At 66.0% G+C, this 18901-nt stretch carries 15 protein-coding genes and 2 pseudogenes; 5 read left to right on the top strand and 12 right to left on the bottom strand.

Translation table 11 applies throughout. The features are described from left to right. The first annotated feature begins 135 nt into the window (after positions 1 to 135). A complete protein-coding gene (locus AC07UK_RS00605; RefSeq protein ID WP_494685456.1) occupies positions 136 to 606 on the top strand; it encodes a PaaI family thioesterase in 471 nt (156 codons plus the stop codon). A gap of 134 nt (positions 607 to 740) precedes the next feature. Next, positions 741 to 1223: pseudogene (locus AC07UK_RS00600) on the top strand (helix-turn-helix transcriptional regulator); the annotation flags it as partial. 28 nt (positions 1224 to 1251) lie between these two features. On the opposite strand, the gene AC07UK_RS00595 reads toward AC07UK_RS00600, so the two are convergent. The 6 genes from AC07UK_RS00595 to prpB form a co-directional block, all read right to left on the bottom strand. Next, entirely contained in the window at positions 1252 to 2376 is a 1125-nt protein-coding gene (locus AC07UK_RS00595) for an asparaginase (RefSeq protein ID WP_494685457.1), read from the bottom strand. Positions 2377 to 2601: 225 nt separating this feature from the next. Beyond that, positions 2602 to 4056, bottom strand: coding sequence for a bifunctional 2-methylcitrate dehydratase/aconitate hydratase (locus tag AC07UK_RS00590; RefSeq protein ID WP_494685458.1), 1455 nt, complete (start codon positions 4054 to 4056; stop codon positions 2602 to 2604). Positions 4057 to 4082: 26 nt separating this feature from the next. After that, the gene (gene prpF, locus AC07UK_RS00585; RefSeq protein ID WP_494685459.1) at positions 4083 to 5273 is read right to left on the bottom strand and encodes a 2-methylaconitate cis-trans isomerase PrpF; all 1191 of its coding nucleotides are present in this window, start codon (positions 5271 to 5273) and stop codon (positions 4083 to 4085) included. A gap of 60 nt (positions 5274 to 5333) precedes the next feature. After that, positions 5334 to 7946 carry a Fe/S-dependent 2-methylisocitrate dehydratase AcnD gene (acnD, locus tag AC07UK_RS00580; protein WP_494685460.1) on the bottom strand — a complete coding sequence of 871 codons (2613 nt, stop codon included), beginning with the start codon at positions 7944 to 7946 and terminating at the stop codon, positions 5334 to 5336. Between the two features lie 122 nt (positions 7947 to 8068). Continuing rightward, positions 8069 to 9226, bottom strand: coding sequence for a bifunctional 2-methylcitrate synthase/citrate synthase (gene prpC, locus AC07UK_RS00575; protein WP_494685461.1), 1158 nt, complete (start codon positions 9224 to 9226; stop codon positions 8069 to 8071). Between the two features lie 87 nt (positions 9227 to 9313). Continuing rightward, entirely contained in the window at positions 9314 to 10222 is a 909-nt protein-coding gene (gene prpB, locus AC07UK_RS00570; RefSeq protein ID WP_013956854.1) for a methylisocitrate lyase, read from the bottom strand. 281 nt (positions 10223 to 10503) lie between these two features. Here prpB and prpR point away from each other — a divergent pair, with 281 nt between their 5' ends. Next, positions 10504 to 12468, top strand: coding sequence for a propionate catabolism operon regulatory protein PrpR (prpR, locus tag AC07UK_RS00565; protein ID WP_436221769.1), 1965 nt, complete (start codon positions 10504 to 10506; stop codon positions 12466 to 12468). Between the two features lie 13 nt (positions 12469 to 12481). On the opposite strand, the gene AC07UK_RS00560 is transcribed toward prpR, so the two are convergent. Further along, complete coding sequence (locus AC07UK_RS00560) at positions 12482 to 13483, bottom strand: cysteine synthase A (RefSeq protein ID WP_494685462.1); 1002 nt, start codon at positions 13481 to 13483, stop codon at positions 12482 to 12484. Between the two features lie 115 nt (positions 13484 to 13598). After that, positions 13599 to 13892 carry a putative quinol monooxygenase gene (locus tag AC07UK_RS00555; RefSeq protein ID WP_010812104.1) on the bottom strand — a complete coding sequence of 98 codons (294 nt, stop codon included), beginning with the start codon at positions 13890 to 13892 and terminating at the stop codon, positions 13599 to 13601. A gap of 225 nt (positions 13893 to 14117) precedes the next feature. Here AC07UK_RS00555 and AC07UK_RS00550 point away from each other — a divergent pair, with 225 nt between their 5' ends. Then, positions 14118 to 15341, top strand: coding sequence for a cyclic di-GMP phosphodiesterase (locus AC07UK_RS00550; RefSeq protein ID WP_494685463.1), 1224 nt, complete (start codon positions 14118 to 14120; stop codon positions 15339 to 15341). Positions 15342 to 15357: 16 nt separating this feature from the next. On the opposite strand, the gene AC07UK_RS00545 is transcribed toward AC07UK_RS00550, so the two are convergent. Continuing rightward, on the bottom strand, positions 15358 to 16266 hold the full coding sequence (locus AC07UK_RS00545) for a LysR family transcriptional regulator (protein WP_494685464.1): 909 nt from the start codon (positions 16264 to 16266) through the stop codon (positions 15358 to 15360). 117 nt (positions 16267 to 16383) lie between these two features. On the opposite strand from AC07UK_RS00545, the gene AC07UK_RS00540 reads away from it, so the two are divergent. Continuing rightward, positions 16384 to 16701, top strand: a complete 318-nt coding sequence (locus AC07UK_RS00540; RefSeq protein ID WP_018313582.1) for a DMT family transporter — start codon at positions 16384 to 16386, stop codon at positions 16699 to 16701. A 23-nt stretch (positions 16702 to 16724) separates the two neighbouring features. Here AC07UK_RS00540 and AC07UK_RS00535 read toward each other — a convergent pair. From AC07UK_RS00535 to AC07UK_RS00525, 3 genes and pseudogenes are all read right to left on the bottom strand, one after another. Next, a pseudogene (locus AC07UK_RS00535) lies at positions 16725 to 16862 on the bottom strand (acyl-CoA dehydrogenase family protein); the annotation flags it as partial. Between the two features lie 3 nt (positions 16863 to 16865). Beyond that, positions 16866 to 17465, bottom strand: a complete 600-nt coding sequence (locus AC07UK_RS00530) for a 2-hydroxychromene-2-carboxylate isomerase (protein ID WP_494685465.1) — start codon at positions 17463 to 17465, stop codon at positions 16866 to 16868. Continuing rightward, positions 17465 to 18769 (bottom strand): MFS transporter, encoded by a 1305-nt coding sequence (locus AC07UK_RS00525; RefSeq protein ID WP_436221765.1) that lies wholly within the window; start codon positions 18767 to 18769, stop codon positions 17465 to 17467. Before AC07UK_RS00525 ends, AC07UK_RS00530 begins: the two co-directional genes overlap by 1 nt. Between the last annotated feature and the right edge of the window lie 132 nt (positions 18770 to 18901).

The raw sequence follows: 18901 nt of genomic DNA, 5'->3' as shown, positions 1-18901 counted from the left end.
TGCGCCCGCAATGTCCCGCCGTCTATGTGGTGAGAGCTGCCAACGGCTGGCGTGCATGGACGGACAACTACGTCTTACGTAATTGAGCGGGTTCCTCTCACTTGCTACGCTCCACCCTGAATCAGGAGCCCAGCCATGCCCCAAACCCTTGCCAGCTTCCCTCGCCAATATGATCGCCAAGCCTCCGTTGACCCCCGCATGCGCGCCATGGTCGACAACGTCCTGATCGGCTCCCCGGTGGCGCGCGCCCTCGGCGTGCCGCTGGCCAGCCTGGCGCCCGATCAGGTCGAGCTGGAGATGCCGTTCCTGCCGACCAATGTGACCCACGGCAGCATCGTGCACGGCGGCGTCATTGCCACGCTGATCGATATTGCCGGCGCCGCGGCAGCAGCTTCTGGCGCCAGTGCCGACGATGTGAAGGGCGGGGCGACCAGTTCGCTGTCTATCCAGTACCTGGCCCCGGCACAGGGTACGGCGCTGCGCGCGGTGGCTACGGTGGTGCGGCGTGGGCGCCGGCAGGTGGTCACCGACGTCTCGGTCTATGCGGAAGCGCCGGACGAGGGCGTACTGGTTGCAAAAGCATTGATGAGCAGCGCCATGTTCTGAATCCGGAGCGGACGCATCGTGCGTCCGTTTTTCAAATCCATAAAACGCAATTAACCGCCATATTTTTAAGTTCACACTCAGGCGCGCCAATACACTGGCGCGAACTGCTGGCAATGCGAAGGGCAGCTTCCCGGCTGATCGACCACCACCAGGAGGCCGGCATCCAGGCGGGCCTGATCGCCGGCCTGTCCGACCCGCGCCTGGCACGCGCGCTGGTGGCGCTGCACGAGGCGCCGGGCGAGCCGTGGGACCTGCCGCGCATGGCGGCCCGCGCAGGCATGTCGCGCAGCGCCTTTGCCGCGAGCTTCCGGCGCATCGTGGGGCAGCCGCCGGCCGACTACCTGACCGACTGGCGCCTGACGCTGGCGCAGGCGCAGTTGCGGCTGGGCCGCCCGGTGAAATCCGTGGCGCTGGAGCTGGGCTATGCCAATGCGTCGGCGCTGTCGCGCGCGTTTACGGCACGGCTGGGCCAATCGCCAAGGCAATGGCTGGAACGGAAAGAAGGGGGAAACGCAGGGGAGGAGGCGGGGAAGCTGGTGCCAGCCGATGCAGCCGCCGGTTTGCTCCCCTCTCCCGCGTACGGGAGAGGGGCCGGGGGAGAGGGCAGGAGCGTCTAGCGGCGATACCGCTTGCTCCACGACCCCATCAGTACTTCCAGAAGACCTGCTGCAGCGCCTTGGAGTCGTTGGTCTGCGTCAGCGCCAGCGCCATCAGGATGCGTGCCTTCTGCGGCAGCTGGTCGTCGGTGACGATCCAGTCGTACTTGTCGTCCGGCTGCTCTGCATTGCGCACCACCACGCCGCTGCCGGTGCGCGAGGCACGCACGACCTGCACGCCCTTGGCGCGTGCGGCCTTGAGCGAGTCGACCATGTAGTCGCCGACGCTGCCGTTGCCGGTGGCGGCATAGATGATGGCCTTGGCACCGCTCTTCACCGCGGCGTCGACCGCGGCCGGATTGGCGTTGCCGTAGGCGTAGAGCACTGCCACTTCAGGCAGCTTGTCGATCTTGTCGATGTCCCACTGCGTCTGCTGCGTGTGCGGACGCGCCGGCACGCGATAGAACAGCGTGCGGCCTTCGACCACGTAGCCCAGCGGGCCGAACGGCGAGCGGAAGGTCTCGGTCTTGAAGGTGTTGCTCTTGGTGACGTCGCGGCCGGTGTGGATCTCGTCGTTCAGCACGGCCAGCGTGCCCTTGCCCTTGGAGGCAGGGTTGGAGGCGACCAGCACGGCGTCGTACAGGTTGAGCGCGCCGTCGGCGCCGAGCGCGGTGCCCGGGCGCATCGAGCCCACCACCACCACCGGCTTGTCGCTCTTGAGCGTCAGGTTCAGGAAGTAAGCGGTTTCCTCGATGGTATCGGTGCCGTGCGTAATGACGATGCCGTCCACGTCTGGCTGCTTGAGCAGTTCCGATACGCGCTTGGCCAGCTTCAGCAGGCGTTCGTTGTTGAAGCTCTCCGAACCGATCTGGAAGATCTGCTCGCCCTTGACGTTGGCGACCTTGGAGATCTCGGGCACCGAGGCGATGATCTTGTCGACCGGCACCACGGCGGACTGGTAGGCCGCGGTGTTGGTCGCCGATGCGCCGGCTCCGGCAATGGTGCCGCCGGTGCCGATGATGACGATATTGGCCTTGCGGGCTTCGGCCTGGGCCGTGGCGGGTGCGACGCCGGGTTGTGCGGCGGGTGCGAGCTGCGCGTGGGCAGTGCCGGTGATCAGGCTCGCCGACAGCAGGGCGGCGGCCAGCGTGGTGACGCGGGCGAAGTGTTTCATGTTTCTCCTCGGTATCTATACGAACGTGTGGCCCGTACTGGAATCGGCGACATACCTTATGGGTGGAATGGTGCCGTCCGTGTTCAGTCGGTGGCTGCCGGCAGCGGGGCCTGTGGTGCAGGGCCCGTTCAGGCAGCGGCAGTGACTATACGTGAGGAGAATTTGGCGCGGGAGGGGCGCTGCAAGGGTTATGCCGATTCGGCATGAAGATGCCTGGGCGATAACTCAAATCGCATACATATCGAGGTACTCATTGACCGGGATGGCCTCCAGCCGCGCCTGGTCCAGCGACGCGGCCAGGATGGCCTGCTGCTGTTTCGGCGGGAAGCGGCGGGCGAGGTTGGTGCGGAATTTTTCCACCAGCAGCGGGATGCCCTCGGCGCGGCGGCGCTTGTGGCCGAGCGGGTATTCGACCAGCACCTCGTCCAGCACGGTGCCGTCAGCCAGCGTCACGGTCAGCGCATTGGCGATCGAGCGCTTGCCGGGGTCGTGGTAGTCGCGCGTCAGCGCGGGGTCTTCCACGCAGGTGATCTTGCCGCGCAGCGCGTCGATGCGCGGGTCGGCTGCAACCTTGTCTTCGTAGTCGGCGGCGGTCAGGCGGCCGAACAGCAGCGGCACCGCCACCATGTACTGGATGCAGTGGTCGCGATCCGCCGGATTGCTGAGCGGACCCTGCTTGTCGATGATGCGCAGGCAGGCCTCGTGGGTGCGGATGGTGATGGCGGAGATATCGGCCGCGCTGCGCCCCGCGAGCGCCAGCGCACCGTGCAGCTGCATCGCTGCCTCCACCGCGGTCTGCGCGTGGAATTCAGCCGGGTACGAGATCTTGAACAGGATGTTCTCCATCACATACGACCCGTAGGGCCGCTGGAAGCGGAACGGCTGCCCCTTGAACAGCACGTCGTAGAAGCCCCAGGTCTTTGCCGTCAGCACCGACGGATAGCCCATCTCGCCGGTGCGGGCGATCAGCGCCAGCCGCACCGCGCGGCTGGTGGCGTCGCCGGCGGCCCAGCTCTTGCGGCTGCCGGTGTTGGGGGCGTGGCGGTAGGTGCGCAGGCTCTGGCCGTCGACCCAGGCCAGCGACACGGCATTGAGGATCTCGTCGCGCGTGAGGCCGAGCATCTGCGCGACCACGGCGGTGGAAGCCACCTTGACCAGCACCACGTGGTCCAGCCCGACCTGGTTGAACGAATTCTCCAGCGCGATGCAGCCCTGGATCTCGTGCGCCTTGATCATCGCCGCCAGCACAGCCTTCATCGTCAGCGGCTTGCGCCCGGCGGCGATGTTGTTGCGCGAGATCCAGTCAGCGGTGGCCAGGATGCCGCCGAGATTGTCCGACGGATGACCCCATTCGGCCGCGAGCCAGGTGTCGTTGAAGTCCAGCCAGCGGATCATCGCGCCGATATTGAACGCGGCCTGGACCGGATCGAGCTGGAACTGGGTGCCCGGCACGCGCGCGCCGTTGGGCACGATCGTGCCCGGAACGATAGGACCCAGCAGCTTGGTGCAGGCCGGGTAGGAGAGGGCTTCGAGCCCGCAACCGAGCGTGTCGATCAGGCAGTTGCGGGCGGTGTCGTAGGCGAGGCCGCTTTTGATCTCGTACCGGGTGACATAGTCGACGATATCGACCAGCACCTGGTCCGGATCGGGGCGTTGCGCGGACGGTGTGTCGGTGGACATGAACGGCCTCGCGGGTGCGGCTCAGCTCAGAACGCGTCGCCGGGCACGCGCACCCAGCCTTCCATCAGCACGCGCGCGCTGCGGCTCATGATGGCCTTTTTGACCGCCCATTCGCCATCGACCTGCTGCGCCTCGGCGCCCACGCGCAGCGTGCCGGACGGATGCCCGAAACGCACCGCGTTGCGCTCGCCGCCGCCGGCGGCCAGGTTGACCAGCGTGCCGGGGATGGCCGCGGCGGTGCCGATCGCCACCGCTGCCGTGCCCATCATGGCGTGGTGCAGCTTGCCCATCGACAGCGCGCGCACCAGCAGGTCCACATCGGCCGCGGCCACCTTCTTGCCGCTGGAGGCGGCGTAGTCGACCGGCTTGGCGACAAAGGCCACCTTGGGCGTGTGCTGGCGCTTGGCGGCCTCGTCCACGTTCTTGATCAGGCCCATGCGCAGCGCGCCGTAGGCACGGATGGTCTCGAACATCGCCAGCGCCTTGGTGTCGCTGTTGATGGCGTCCTGCAGCTCGGTGCCGGTGTAGCCGATGCTCTCGGCGTTGACGAAGATGGTCGGGATGCCGGCGTTGATCATGGTGGCCTTGAGCGTGCCCACGCCCGGCACTTCGAGGTCGTCGACCACGTTGCCGGTGGGGAACATCGCGCCGCCGGCGCCTTCTTCCTCGGCGGCCGGGTCCATGAACTCAAGCTGCACTTCGGCGGCCGGGAAGGTCACGCCATCCAGCTCGAAATCGCCGGTCTCCTGCACTTCGCCGTTGGTGACGGGCACATGGCCGATGATGGTCTTGCCGATATTGGCCTGCCAGATGCGCACCACGGCCACGCCGTTGTGCGGGATGCGGCTGGCATCGACCAGGCCGGCGCTGATGGCAAAGGGACCGACCGCTGCCGACAGATTGCCGCAGTTGCCGCTCCAGTCGACAAAGGGCTGGTCGATCGAGACCTGGCCGAACAGGTAGTCGACATCGTGGTCGGGCCGGCTGCTCTTGGACACGATCACCGTCTTGCTGGTGCTGGACGTGGCCGCGCCCATGCCGTCGATCTGCTTGCCATAGGGATCGGGGCTGCCGATCACGCGCATCAGCAGCGCGTCGCGCGCCGGGCCGGGCACTTGTGCCGTTTCCGGCAAATCCTGCAGGCGGAAGAACACGCCTTTGCTGGTGCCGCCACGGATATAGGTGGCGGGAATCTTGATCTGGGGTACGTGAGCCATGGAAATCTTTGTCCTGGTTGGCCCGGGCGGCATCTATGCCGCCCGGGCCCATGTCACAGCTTATGCAGCCGAACGGGTCGACTCAAGGAAGTCCTGCGCGAAGCGCTGCAGCACGCCGCCGGCTTCGTAGATCGACACTTCCTCGTCGCTATCGAGGCGGCAGGTCACCGGCACCTCGACGCGCTCGCCGTTCTTGCGGTTCACCACCAGCGTCAGCGTGGCGCGCGGCTGGCGCTCGCCGATCACGTCATAGGTCTCGGTGCCGTCCAGGCCCAGCGTCAGGCGGTTCACGCCCGGCTTGAACTCCAGCGGCAGCACGCCCATGCCGATCAGGTTGGTGCGGTGGATGCGCTCGAAGCCCTCGGCGACGATGACTTCCACGCCGGCCAGGCGCACGCCCTTGGCGGCCCAGTCGCGCGACGAGCCCTGGCCATAGTCCGCGCCGGCGATGATGATCAGCGGCTGCTTGCGGTCCATATAGGTCTCGATGGCTTCCCACATGCGCACGACCTTGCCTTCCGGCTCGATGCGCGCCAGCGAACCCTTCTTGACCTGGCCGTCGACCACGGCCATCTCGTTGATCAGGGTCGGGTTGGCAAAGGTGGCGCGCTGCGCGGTCAGGTGGTCGCCGCGGTGGGTGGCGTACGAGTTGAAGTCCTCTTCCGGCAGGCCCATCTTGGCCAGGTATTCACCCGCGGCGCTGTTAAGCATGATGGCGTTGGACGGCGACAGGTGGTCGGTGGTGATGTTGTCGCCCAGCACCGCCAGCGGACGCAGCGCCTTGAGCGTACGCTCGCCGGCCAGCGCGCCTTCCCAGTAGGGCGGGCGGCGGATGTAGGTGCTCTGCGGGCGCCAGTCGTACAGCGGGCTGACGGACTCGCCGCTGGCCGCGGTGATGGCGAACATCGGCTCGTAGACCTTGCGGAACTGCTCGGGCTTGACGCTCTTTGCCACGATCGCGTCGATCTCTTCGTCGCTCGGCCAGATGTCCTTCAGGTAGACCGGCTTGCCGTCCTGGTCCGTGCCCAGCACGTCCTTTTCGATATCGAAGCGGATGGTGCCAGCGATGGCATAGGCCACCACCAGCGGCGGCGAGGCCAGGAAGGCCTGCTTGGCGTACGGGTGGATGCGGCCGTCGAAATTGCGGTTGCCGGACAGCACTGCCGTGGCATACAGGTCGCGGTCGATGATTTCCTGCTGGATCTTGGGATCCAACGCGCCCGACATGCCGTTGCACGTGGTGCAGGCAAAGGCGACGATGCCGAAGCCGAGCTTCTCCAGGTCCGGCAGCAGGTTCGCTTCTTCCAGGTACAGCTCGACCGCCTTGGAGCCGGGCGCCAGCGACGACTTGACCCACGGCTTGCGGGCCAGGCCGCGCGCATTGGCGTTGCGCGCCAGCAGCGCGGCGGCGATCACGTTGCGCGGGTTGCTGGTGTTGGTGCAGCTGGTGATGGCGGCGATGATGACCGCGCCGTCCGGCATCAGGCCTTCGGCTTCCTGCGCGCGGGCCTTGTCCAGGTCGACGGCGATGCCGCGCTCGGCCAGCGCGGAGGTCGGCAGGCGCTTGTGCGGGTTGGACGGGCCGGCCATGTTGCGCACCACGCTCGACAGGTCGAACTTCAGCACGCGCTCGTACTCGGCGTCCTTCAGCGAATCCGCCCACAGGCCGGCAGTCCTGGCGTACGTTTCGACCAGCTTGAGCTGCTCGTCGGTGCGGCCGGTCAGGCGCAGGTAGTCAATGGTCTGCTCGTCGATGAAGAACATCGCGGCAGTGGCGCCATATTCCGGGGCCATGTTGGAGATGGTGGCGCGGTCGCCGAGCGTCAGGCTGGATGCGCCTTCGCCACGGAACTCCAGATAGGCGCCGACCACCTTTTCCTTGCGCAGGAATTCAGTCAGGGCCAGCACGATGTCGGTGGCGGTGATGCCGGGCTGGCGCTTGCCGGTCAGCTCCACGCCGACGATGTCCGGCAGGCGCATCCACGAGGCGCGGCCGAGCATCACGTTCTCGGCTTCCAGGCCGCCAACGCCGATGGCGATCACGCCCAGCGCATCCACGTGCGGGGTGTGGCTGTCGGTGCCGACGCAGGTATCGGGGTAGGCCACGCCATTGTCGGCATGGATCACCGGCGACATCTTCTCCAGGTTGATCTGGTGCATGATGCCGTTGCCCGGCGGGATCACGTCGACGTTCTTGAACGCCTGCTTGGTCCAGTCGATGAAATGGAAACGGTCTTCGTTGCGGCGGTCTTCGATGGCGCGGTTCTTGGCGAAGGCATCGGGATCGAAGCCGCCGCACTCCACCGCCAGCGAGTGATCGACGATCAGCTGCACCGGCACTACCGGGTTGACCTTGGCGGGGTCGCCGCCCTGGTCGGCAATGGCGTCGCGCAGGCCGGCCAGGTCCACCAGCGCGGTCTGGCCCAGGATGTCATGGCACACCACGCGCGCGGGGAACCACGGGAAATCGAGGTCGCGCTTGCGCCCGATCAGCTGCTTCAGTGAATCCGTCAGCGTGGCGGGATCGCAGCGGCGCACCAGGTTTTCTGCCAGCACGCGCGACGTGTACGGCAGCTTGTCGTAGGCACCCGGCTGGATTGCCTCGACCGCGGCGCGCGCGTCAAAGTAATCCAGCTTGGTGCCCGGTAGCGGTTTGCGGTTTGCAGAATTCATGGTGTAGGGAAATCAATATAGGTATGAAAAAGGGGTAGTGGTCCCATGTCAGCGACCAACTACCCCCTTGCCCGCAGGCCCGGATCAATGCAACCCGACGCGGAGCAAACCGGCAGCCGGTCTTACTTGCGATCCTTCAGCGGCACGAACTTCAGGTTCTCCGGGCCGGTGTAGTTGGCACTCGGGCGGATGATCTTGTTGTCGATGCGCTGCTCGATGATGTGCGCGGCCCAACCGGACGTGCGCGCGATCACGAACAGCGGCGTGAACATCGCCGTCGGCACGCCCATCATGTGGTAGCTCACCGCGCTGAACCAGTCCAGGTTCGGGAACATCTTCTTGATGTCTCCCATCACCGTTTCCAGGCGCTCGGCGATGTCGAACATCTTCATCGAGCCGGCGTCCTTCGACAGCCTCTTCGCCACGTCCTTGATCACCTGGTTGCGCGGGTCGCTGATGGTGTACACCGGGTGGCCGAAGCCGATCACGACTTCCTTGTTCTCGACGCGGCGGGTGATGTCGGCCTGCGCCTCGTCCGGGTTGTCGTAGCGCTTCTGGATCTCGAACGCGACTTCATTGGCGCCGCCGTGCTTGGGGCCGCGCAGCGCGCCGATGGCGCCGCTGATCGACGAGAACATGTCCGAGCCCGTGCCGGCGATCACGCGGGCGGCGAAGGTCGAGGCGTTGAATTCATGCTCGGCGTACAGGTTGAGCGAGGTGTTCATGGCGCGCTCCCACAGTGCCGACGGCTTCTCGCCGTGCAGCAGGTGCAGGAAGTGGCCGCCGATGGAGTCATCGTCGGTTTCCACCTCGATACGGCGGCCGTTGTGGCTGTAGTGATACCAGTACAGCAGCATCGAGCCGAGGCTGGCCATCAGGCGGTCGGCGATGTCGCGCGCGCCCGGGGTGTTGTGGTCTTCCTTCTCCGGCAGCACGGTGCCCAGCACCGACACGCCGGTGCGCATCACGTCCATCGGGTGGGCGCTGGCGGGCACCCATTCGAGCGCGGCCTTCACATTGGCGGGCAGGCCGCGCAGGCTCTTGAGCTTGGCCTTGTAGGCGGCCAGTTCGGATTTGGTCGGCAGCTTGCCGTGCACCAGCAGGTGGGCGATTTCCTCGAACTCGCAGGTCTCGGCGATGTCGAGGATGTCGTAGCCGCGGTAGTGCAGGTCGTTGCCGGTGCGGCCAACGGTGCACAGCGCGGTATTGCCGGCGGTCACGCCCGACAGGGCGACGGATTTCTTGGGCTTGGGAGTGACGAGCGGTTGCGCTTCGGACATCTGGGTCTCCTTTGTTTGATGCCTGGTATTGCCTGTCTGTTGTCGTGCAAGCGGCCGGGACATAGCCCGGCCGTGCGTGAGTCTTGCTTACTTGCCCTTGCCTTGTGCGAAGAGCGCGTCCAGCTTCTGCTCGAAGTCATGGTAGCCGATGCTCTCGTAGAGCTCGGCGCGGGTCTGCATGGTATCGACCACGTTCTTCTGCGTGCCGTCGCGGCGGATGGCCGCGTAGACGTTCTCCGCCGCCTTGTTCATGGCGCGGAAGGCCGACAGCGGGTACAGCACCATCGACACGCCGGCGCCGCCGAGTTCTTCGGTGGTGAACAGGGGCGTGGCACCGAATTCGGTGATATTGGCCAGCACCGGCACCTTCACCGCATCGACAAACTTGCGGTACATGGCCAGGTCGGTCATGGCTTCCGGGAAGATGGCGTCGGCGCCGGCTTCCACGCACGCGACGGCGCGCTCGATGGCCTTGTCCAGGCCTTCGACGGCGAGCGCGTCGGTGCGGGCCATGATGACGAAGTTCTCGTCGGTGCGGGCGTCGACGGCGGCCCTGATGCGGTCGACCATTTCACCCTGCGTGACGATTTCCTTGTTGGGGCGGTGGCCGCAGCGCTTGGCGCCGACCTGGTCTTCGATGTGCATGGCCGCCGCGCCGAACTTGATCAGCGACTTGGTGGTGCGGGCCACGTTGAAGGCCGAGGCGCCGAAGCCGGTGTCGACGTCCACCAGCAGCGGCGTGTCGCACACGTCGGTGATGCGGCGGATATCGGTCAGCACGTCATCCAGGTTCGAGATGCCCAGGTCCGGCAAGCCCAGCGAGCCGGCCGCAACGCCGCCGCCCGACAGGTAGATGGCGCGGTAGCCGGCGCGCTTGGCCAGCAGGGCATGGTTGGCATTGATGGTGCCGACTACCTGCAGCGGATGCTCGTCGGCAAGCGCCTGGCGGAAGCGGGCGCCAGCGGAGCGCGCGAGGTCGGAAGCGGAGTAGGTCATGGCGTATGCGTTGGTGAACAGGACGGGCCTAATACTGCAAGGGGTGTGCCAAGCCTTTGGGCGGGCCCACGGAAAATCCGCCAGCCCTTGTCAGCGCTGGGCTGGCGGGTAGGGCGGCTGGCCTCGACGCCGATTTCATGTCATCTTTTCAGCACAATTGAATTTCAAAATCACAAGTTTGGAATTCAAAGTTGAAATCCGGGGCTGCGTGGCGGACAATGTGCCAGCACTGTACGCCTGTTCGTCCCGGGTTTCACCACGCATTCTTTCCGCATCGCACCATGGCTCCTCCCGTTTCCACGCAAGCCCGTCCGCGCATCTGGGCCATCGGCATCAGCCGCCTGGCACGCGCCTTCGCCGACCTGATTCCGGCCTACGCCGACCGGGCCGAATTTCGCATCGTCGGCAAGGGTTTCGAGGCCGCCGCCAGCGCCGTGGCGCGCGAGGCGCGCGAGGGCCGGCTCGACGTGGTGGTGGCGGGCGGCTCCAACGGCGCCTACCTGCGCCAGCACGTGGATGTGCCGGTGGTGCTGGTCAAGGTCACGGGCTTTGACGTGATGAGCGCGCTGGCCACCGCGCGGCGCATCTCGCCGCGGGTGGCGCTGGTCACGCACGCGTCGACGTATGCCGAGGTGGATGAATTCGTGCGCGCGTTCTCGCTGTCGGTCCCGGCCTATACCTACCTGACCGAGGACGACGCCGTAGCGCGCGTAAAGGCGCTCAAGCAGGAGGGCATCCAGGTCGTGGTCGGCCCCGGCCTGGTGACCGACCTGGCCGATCGCTATGGCCTGACCGGCGTGTTCCTGTACTCCGGCAACTCGGTGCGCATGGCGCTGGAGGACGCGATCGAGGCCGCGCGCCTGCGCCGCATCGAAGCCACCCGGCGCGACTACGTCAACACCATCCTGGCGCACCTGAACGAGGGCGTGGCGGCGGTGGATGCCGAAGGACGCATCCAGTCGTTCAACCCGGCGATGGAGCGTTTTCTCGGCACTTCCGTCGCCGCCGCGGTCGGGCGCAAGCTGCAGACGCTGGCGCCAAACCTGGCACTCGAAGGCGTGATGCAGAGCGGCGACAAGGAACTGGAAGCGATCCACAAGCTCGGCGACAAGATGGTGGTGGTCAACCGCATCCCCATCATCGGCGAGGCCGGCACCACCGGCGCGGTGCTGACCATCCAGGACGCCAGCGCGATCCAGCGCGTGGACCGCAACCTGCGCTCGCGCGCCCGCACGCGGCCGGCCGGGGTGCGCTACAGCCTGGACGACCTGGCCGGCACCTCCGCGGCCATGACCGAGCTGCGCGAGCTGGCGCGGCGCTACGCGGCGGTGGATTCCACCGTGCTGATCGGCGGCGAGAGCGGTACCGGCAAGGAGGTGCTGGCGCAGGGCATGCACGACGCCAGCCCGCGCCGCGCCTTCCCGTTCGTGGCGGTCAATTGCGCGGCCTTCCCCGAGGCGCTGCTGGAGAGCGAGCTGTTCGGCTACGAAGAGGGCGCTTTTACCGGCGCGCGCCGCGGCGGCAAGGCCGGTCTGTTCGAGTCGGCCCACAACGGCACGCTGTTCCTCGACGAGGTGGGCGACATGCCGTCCGCGCTGCAGACGCGCCTGCTGCGCGTGCTGCAGGAAAAGCAGGTGCTGCCGATCGGCGGCCTCGACGCCGTACCGGTCAACGTGCGCGTGATCGGCGCCACCCACCGCGACCTGGCCGCGATGGTGCGCGATGGCTCATTCCGGCAGGACCTGTACTACCGCCTCAATATCCTGCGCATCGAGATGCCGCCTCTGCGCGACCGCTCCGAAGACCTGCAGGAGCTGGCCGAGCTGCTGTACCGGCGCGCCCAGGAGCGCCTGGGCATGGACCGGCCGCAGCGCCTGCCCGCCGCGGCCCGCGCGCGGCTGGCGCGCTACCGCTGGCCGGGCAATATCCGCGAGCTGGAAAACGTGACCGAACGAATCGCCGTGCTGGTGGCCGGGCGCCGGCTGGACAGCGACGCGCTGCAGCGCGAGCTGCAGGCAGCCGTGCCGGAGCTGTTCGGCGATGGCATGCTGGCGCCGGCCGAGGCCGACGCTGAGCACGCCGCTCCGGCAACACGCCCACGCCGTTCCCTGGCTGGCGTGAAGCAGTCCAGCGAAGTCGAGCATATCCGGCGCGTGCTGGCCGAGTGCGGCGGCGACCGCGCCGCGGCCTGCCATGTTCTCGGCATCAGCCCGACCACGCTGTGGCGGCGGCTCAAGGCGGCGTGAGCCGCGCAGGCATTTACCCGGCGGGGCCGGCACGCCGGAACGGAATCGGCTGCAGCCCCTTGCCCTCCAGCCAGGCCTCATTGAACAGCCGTGCCATGTACAGGTCGCCGCGGTCACATAGCAGCGTGACGATGGTATGGCCCGGCCCCATCTCGCGCGCCAGCGCCACCGCGGCGCCGACGTTGATTCCCGACGACCCGCCCACGAACAACCCCTCCTCGCGCAGCAGGCGGTAGACCATGTCCACGCAGGTCTGGTCGTCGATGCGCACGGCATCGTCGATAGGCGTGTCCTGCAGGTTTGCGGTGACGCGGCTGGTGCCGATGCCCTCGGTGATCGAACTGCCCTCGGCCTTGAGCTCGCGGTGTTTGACGAAGTTATAGAGGGCGCTGCCGTGCGGGTCGGCCAGCACGATGCGCACGCCGGGCTTGTGCTCTTTCAGGCAGCGCGCGATGCCGGCCAGCGAGCCGCCGGTGCCGGTGGAGCAGGTAAAGGCATCGATATGCCCGCCGGTGGCGTGCCAGATCTCGGGTCCGGTGGTCTCGTAGTGGGCCTGGCGGTTGGCCAGGTTGTCGAACTGGTTGGCCCAGATCGCGTTGTCGGTCTCGTCGGCCAGCCGGCCGGCAATCTTCTGGTAGTTGTCCGGGTCGGCGTAAGGCTTGGCGGGCACCGCGCGGACCTCGGCGCCGAGCATGCGCAACCGCTCCATTTTCTCGGGCGACTGTGTGTCAGGTATCACGACGATGCAGCGGTAGCCACGCGCCGCGCACAGGTGGGCCAGGCCGATGCCGGTATTGCCAGCGGTGCCTTCGATGACCGTGCCGCCGGGCGTCAGCAGCCCGCGCCGTTCGGCATCACGGATGATGTAGAGGGCCGCGCGGTCCTTGACCGAGCCGCCTGGATTGAGGAATTCCGCCTTGCCGTAGATATCGCAGCCGGTTTCGGCGCTCAGGCCGGCCAGCCGGATCAGCGGGGTGTGGCCGATGGTGCCGGCAAATCCATCCCTGACTTCCATGGTGCACTCCTGCCGTGCCCGCTCCGGGCGTCACATTGAGTGATAGATCGGTGCGGCGGGAATGACAAGCAGGGGGACGGCCGGAAGTGACCGGGATTGCCCGTGGCCAGGCGGATCAGGCGGCGTTGAGCCAGCGGAAACTGAAATCGCCTTCGACGAAATCTGCGCGCGATGCGTGGAAATCGCGCATATAGGGCCGGTTCAGGTGCGATTCGAGCGCGCGCTTGGAGTCCCAGACCATATAGATCACAAAGACTCGCGCATCCTCGGCGTCTTGCCCGACGTGGTAGTCCAGGCAGCCGGGCTCGGTCAGCCCGCGCGAGCGCAGCGTGGTGAGCTGGGATACCAGCGCCTCGCGGCGGTGGGTCTTGGCACGGGCGATGCCGACTAGCGTGTACGTTCCGGACATGGGTGAACGGGGGCGACTGGCTGGCGTCTGTGAGCACTGGGCGGGCCATTGTAGCGCCGGCGGCACCGCCCCCGGCAATGCCCGAGGACGCCGTCCGGGCATTCGGGCGGCGCTTGACAAGGGCGGGCGGCACGGTTCCTCCCCCGCAATGGGGGCTAAAGTCCTGCCGGCGGCCGCCGATAACCGGATCGACAACAAGAAAACCATCATCCGAGGGGGTAACGCATGTTGAGACGCATACGGTCGGAACAACTGCAGGTCGGGATGTTTGTCGCCAGGCTTGGCGGCCCGTGGATCAACCATCCGTTCTGGCGCGCAAAGTTCCTGGTCGCCACTGAGGACCAGGTCCGGCAGATACAGTCGGCAGGGGTGCAGGAGGTCTGGATCGACATCCTGAAGGGCCGCAACGTACCGGCGCCGGACACGCCGGAAATACCCGGACCCGTCCCGGCCCCGGAGTCGACACCCGACCCCATGGATCCGGCCACCGTGCCGCCACCCGCCGCCACGCTTGATGCCGAGATCGTCCGCGCGCGCGAGCTGCTGCAATCCGGCAAGGCCGTGATCGGCTCGATGTTCGCCGACATCCGCATGGGCCGGGCGCTGGAGGTCAACGGCGCGCTGCTGCTGGTCGATTCCGCCTCGCGCTCGCTGTCGCGCCATGGGCAGGCGTTGCTGGCGCTGGCGCGGCTCAAGGCGCGGGGCGACGACAACTACCTGCACGCCTTCGCCGTCTGCGCGCTGATGATCGCCGTCGGCCGCACGCTGGGCCTGCCCGACGACGAGGTGCGCGAGCTCGGCCTGGCCGGCCTGGTCCACGACATCGGCAAGCTGACGTTGCCCGCGGCCCCGGTGCACAAGGCCAGCGAACGCACGCCCGAGGAAGAGGAGATCTACCGCCGGCATCCGTCGGCTGGCTACCGCATCCTGAACGAGGCCCGGCTCTATTCGAACATCCCGCTCGATGTCTGCGTCCACCATCACGAACGCGTGGACGGGCGTGGCTTCCCGTACGGCCTGGCGGGGAACGAACTGAGCGTGCACGCCAAGATCGGCGCGATCTGCGATGCCTATGATTCGCTCACTTCCAGCCGCCCGGGCCACCGGCCGTGGTCGCCGGCCCGCGCCATGGAATACATGGCCGTGCGTGTCGACACGCTGTTCGACCGGCGCGTGTTCAAGGCCTTCACCCGCACGGTCGGCATCTATCCGCTCGGCACCGTGCTGCGGCTGCGTTCGAACCGGCTGGCAGTGGTCTGCGCGCAGAACGAGGCCGATCCGCTGCGGCCGAAGGTGATGGCGTTCTATTCCGTATCGCAGTCCAGGCCCGTCCCCACCGAACTGATCGACCTGCGCCACAGCGACGAGACGGTGGTGGCGTTCGAGAATGCCGCTGACTGGGGGTATGCGGATGAGCAGCTGATGGAGATGTATGCGGCGGCGGCCTGAACCAGGGGGCAAGTCTTCAGCCCGCCACCCATTCCCCTTGTCTCAGCCGCTCATACAGGAAATCGCCCAACACCCGCACGCGCGCGCTGTGCCTGAGATCCGGATGCGTCAGCACCCACAAATCGGTATCCATGGCTTCATCGACTGGCGCCAGCCGCACCAGGTCTGCGTCAGCCCCGGCCAGCAGGCACAGCAGCATGCCGGCGCCCATGCCGTGCCATACGGCATCGGCCATGGCGACCAGGCTGTCGGCACTGACGGCGCGGCGGGGTTCCGGCACGTGGTCGCGTATCCAGCGCGCCTGGGCAAGGTGGGATAGCGCATCGTCCGGCACGACCCAGTCATAGGCCGACCAGTCCGCCAGCCGCGGATGGTCGGCTTCCGTTGGCAGGCCGAGTTGCTGCAGGTAGCGCCGCGCCGCGTATGGTGCCGTCTGCAGGCGCCCGATACGGCGGCCCACCAGGTACTCCGGCGGCGCATTCGCCGGCCGGATCGCCACATCGGCCTCGCGCCGGCTCAGGCTCAGGAAGCTGTTGTTGATGACGATCTGCAGCTGGATGCGCGGGTGCATCGACCGGAATTCCGCAAACAATGGCATCAGCAGTCCACCCAGCAGCGTGTCGGTGGTGGTCACGCGCAATGGTCCGCTCAGCTGGCTGTCGAGGCCGGACAGCTGGCGCTGGGCAGCATCGATCTGCTCGCCGACGCCGGCCAGCCGGTGCGCCAGGGCCTCGCCGGCGGCGGTCATGGCGTAGCCGGTTGCATGGCGTTCGAACAGCAGGGTGCCCAGGGTCTCTTCCAGCCGCGCCAGCCGGCGCAGGACCGTGGAATGGTTGACGTGCAGGGCGCGCGCGGCGCCGGCGAGCGAGCCGGACTGGCCCACGGCAAGGAAGTACTTCAGGTCGTCCCAGTCTGCTTCCTGCATGTTTGCATAGCCCCTTTGCAGATTTCGCCAGTTTTCGTGCTGATCTGCACAGCCTACAGTGGCGTGGCGTGCCCGGCAATGGGTGTCGGGCAGCAGACCTGGATGAAAGACATGGCAATGGCGTGGATGCTGCTGGTGCTGGCGGGCCTGATCGAGATCGTGATGGCGCTGGCGCTCAAACACACCGACGGCTGGACGCGGCCCGGGCCGACGGCACTGGGTATCGGGGCGGCGCTGGCCAGTATCTTCCTGCTCAGCGCGGCGCTGCGGCACCTGCCGGTCGGGACGGCTTACGCAATCTGGACCGGGATCGGGGCGATCGGGGTGACGGTGATCGGCATCCTGTTCCTGGGCGAAAGCGCGGCGCCGATGCGGCTGGTGTTGATCGGGCTGATCTTTGTGGGGATTGGCGGGTTGAAGTTGCTGCCGGCCTGAGCCCGGCCCTGGCCGTGCCGCGCTCAGGCGTGTTGCGCCCCAAGGTTGGCGCCCGGCCTGAGCACCTCGCGGGCGATGATCAGCTGCTGCACTACGGTGGCGCCTTCGTAGATGCGCAAGGCGCGGATGCCCATCGCTTGCCTTGCTCTTAAGCCGCCCCATTCTTAGGTGCAGGCCAGGGTGTCCTCAAGGAAATCGAGGCGATCCTGGCCCCAGAACACTTCTCCACGGTAGACGTATGCAGGCGAGCCGAAGACACCGGCTGAGATAGCGTTGTCGGTGTATTGTCTGTACTCCGCTTTGATTACTGGAGATGCGGCTTGGCAGAGAAGCGCCTCGCCATCCAAGTCCAGCGAGCGGGCGATGGATTGCAGCGTCTCTGGTGAGGAGATGTCCTGGTCCTCCAACCATTCGGCATGAAGAATCGCTTGGGCCAAGGTGCCTTCGCAAAGCCCCGCGTGCTTCGCAGAGATAACCATGCACGAAGCGAGATCACCGTTTGGGCACATGTATCTAGGCTGCGGATTGACCGGAATCCCTAGCCGCTTGCACCAACGGGCGAGTTCGGTGATCCGGTAAGCCTGCCTTTCCTGAGAGCGCTGCCCGAGCAAAATGCCCCCCGTCTGCGAATAAACGTACGGCAGGTCCACAGGCATATAGTTGATCGCGGCGCATTGGCGTTTGGCAAGTTCCACAAGACGGCCGTGTCCGAGATAGGCCCAGTCCGAATTGATCCAAAAGTAATAGTCAATTGCCTTGGTCATTACTCAGTTGCCTTCATGCGAGATACACAGAAGATCGACAAGCACCCCAGGGCAGTGAGGTAGCCAGCGAGATACAGCGGACTACCTTGGCCGAGCTTAAGCAGCCAGGTCGCCACCAGTGGGGCCAGTCCGCCACCGATAGCACCAGAGACTTGCACGGCAAGGGAAATACCACTGTAGCGAACTTCCGGGGGAAATTGCACAGAAAATAGGCTACCTTCGGGGCCGTACAGCATGGCGTAGATAAGGCCGATGGCGATCACCATGGCGAGATATACAGCGCCGGCGCTTCCCGAGCCAAGAAGCTTAAAAAACGCGAACCCGAAGAGGCAGATTCCGACCGATCCGACCACAAAGATCTTCCTATGCCCGATCTTATCCCCGAGCAAGCCGGTGAGAGGCATTGTGAACAGTGCGACGGCAGCGCCCGCGATCACGGCATTCAGCATCATCGTCTTGGGTAAACCAAGTGTTACCGTACCGTAGGTCAGGGCAAAGGTAGCGACCGTGTAGAACCACGTGACTTCCGCCATCCGCGCGCCGGATACCTTGAGCAACGACAACCAGTGGTGTTTGACGACATGGACCACCGGCACCTCGACCTCATGGCCTCTTTGCTTAACCTTTTCAAAGTCAGGGGACTCGGCGACGCGGATGCGGATGAACCATCCGACAGCCAGAAGCAACACACTGGCCAGGAACGGAATGCGCCAGCCCCAACTCAACATATCCGCCTCAGGCAGTCTCGCAACGCTTGCCATTGCCAACGATGAGAGGATAAGGCCAGGAGCGACGCCGGTTTGAGGAAGACTACCGAAGAAGCCTTTCTTGCCTTCGGGGGCATGTTCCACGGCCATGAGCACGGCGCCACCCCATTCGCCGCCGACGGCGAGCCCCTGGAGAAGACGCATCAATACGAGGATCACGGCGGCCCAGTAACCAATTTGCTCGTAGGTTGGAATGAGGCCGATGATGATGGTCGGGATACCCATCATCATCAACGTGATCAGCAGCATGGATTTTCGCCCAACCTTGTCACCAAAGTGGCCGAAGACAATGCCTCCAAGGGGCCGGGCGAAGAAGCCGACGGAGTAGGTCGCGAACGCAGCGAGGGTCCCACTGATCGGATCGAAGCTGGGAAAGAAGATCTTGTTGAAAATTAACGCGGCAGCAGTTCCATAAATGAAGAAGTCGTACCACTCGATGGTCGTGCCGAGCATGCTGGCAATGCCTGCGACGGTGTGCTGCTTGGCCGTCCCGGCATTTGCGCTGGCGATGCCTGCTTGTGAATTGGCGGGATACATAGAATGCCTCTGTGACTTGCTTGATGGGGGCGATGTGCTCGAGCGTGGTCACTCAAATGCACGCTTCTTTGCTGGGGGGATATGAACTGCGCTGGTGGTGGTCGATGTTTGCTTTACGGGGCTATTCATTGC

The organism is Cupriavidus sp. GW821-FHT07C08, assembly GCF_059419025.1.
Note: the sequence above shows the minus strand (reverse complement) of the source record. Positions and strands in the feature narration are given on the sequence as shown.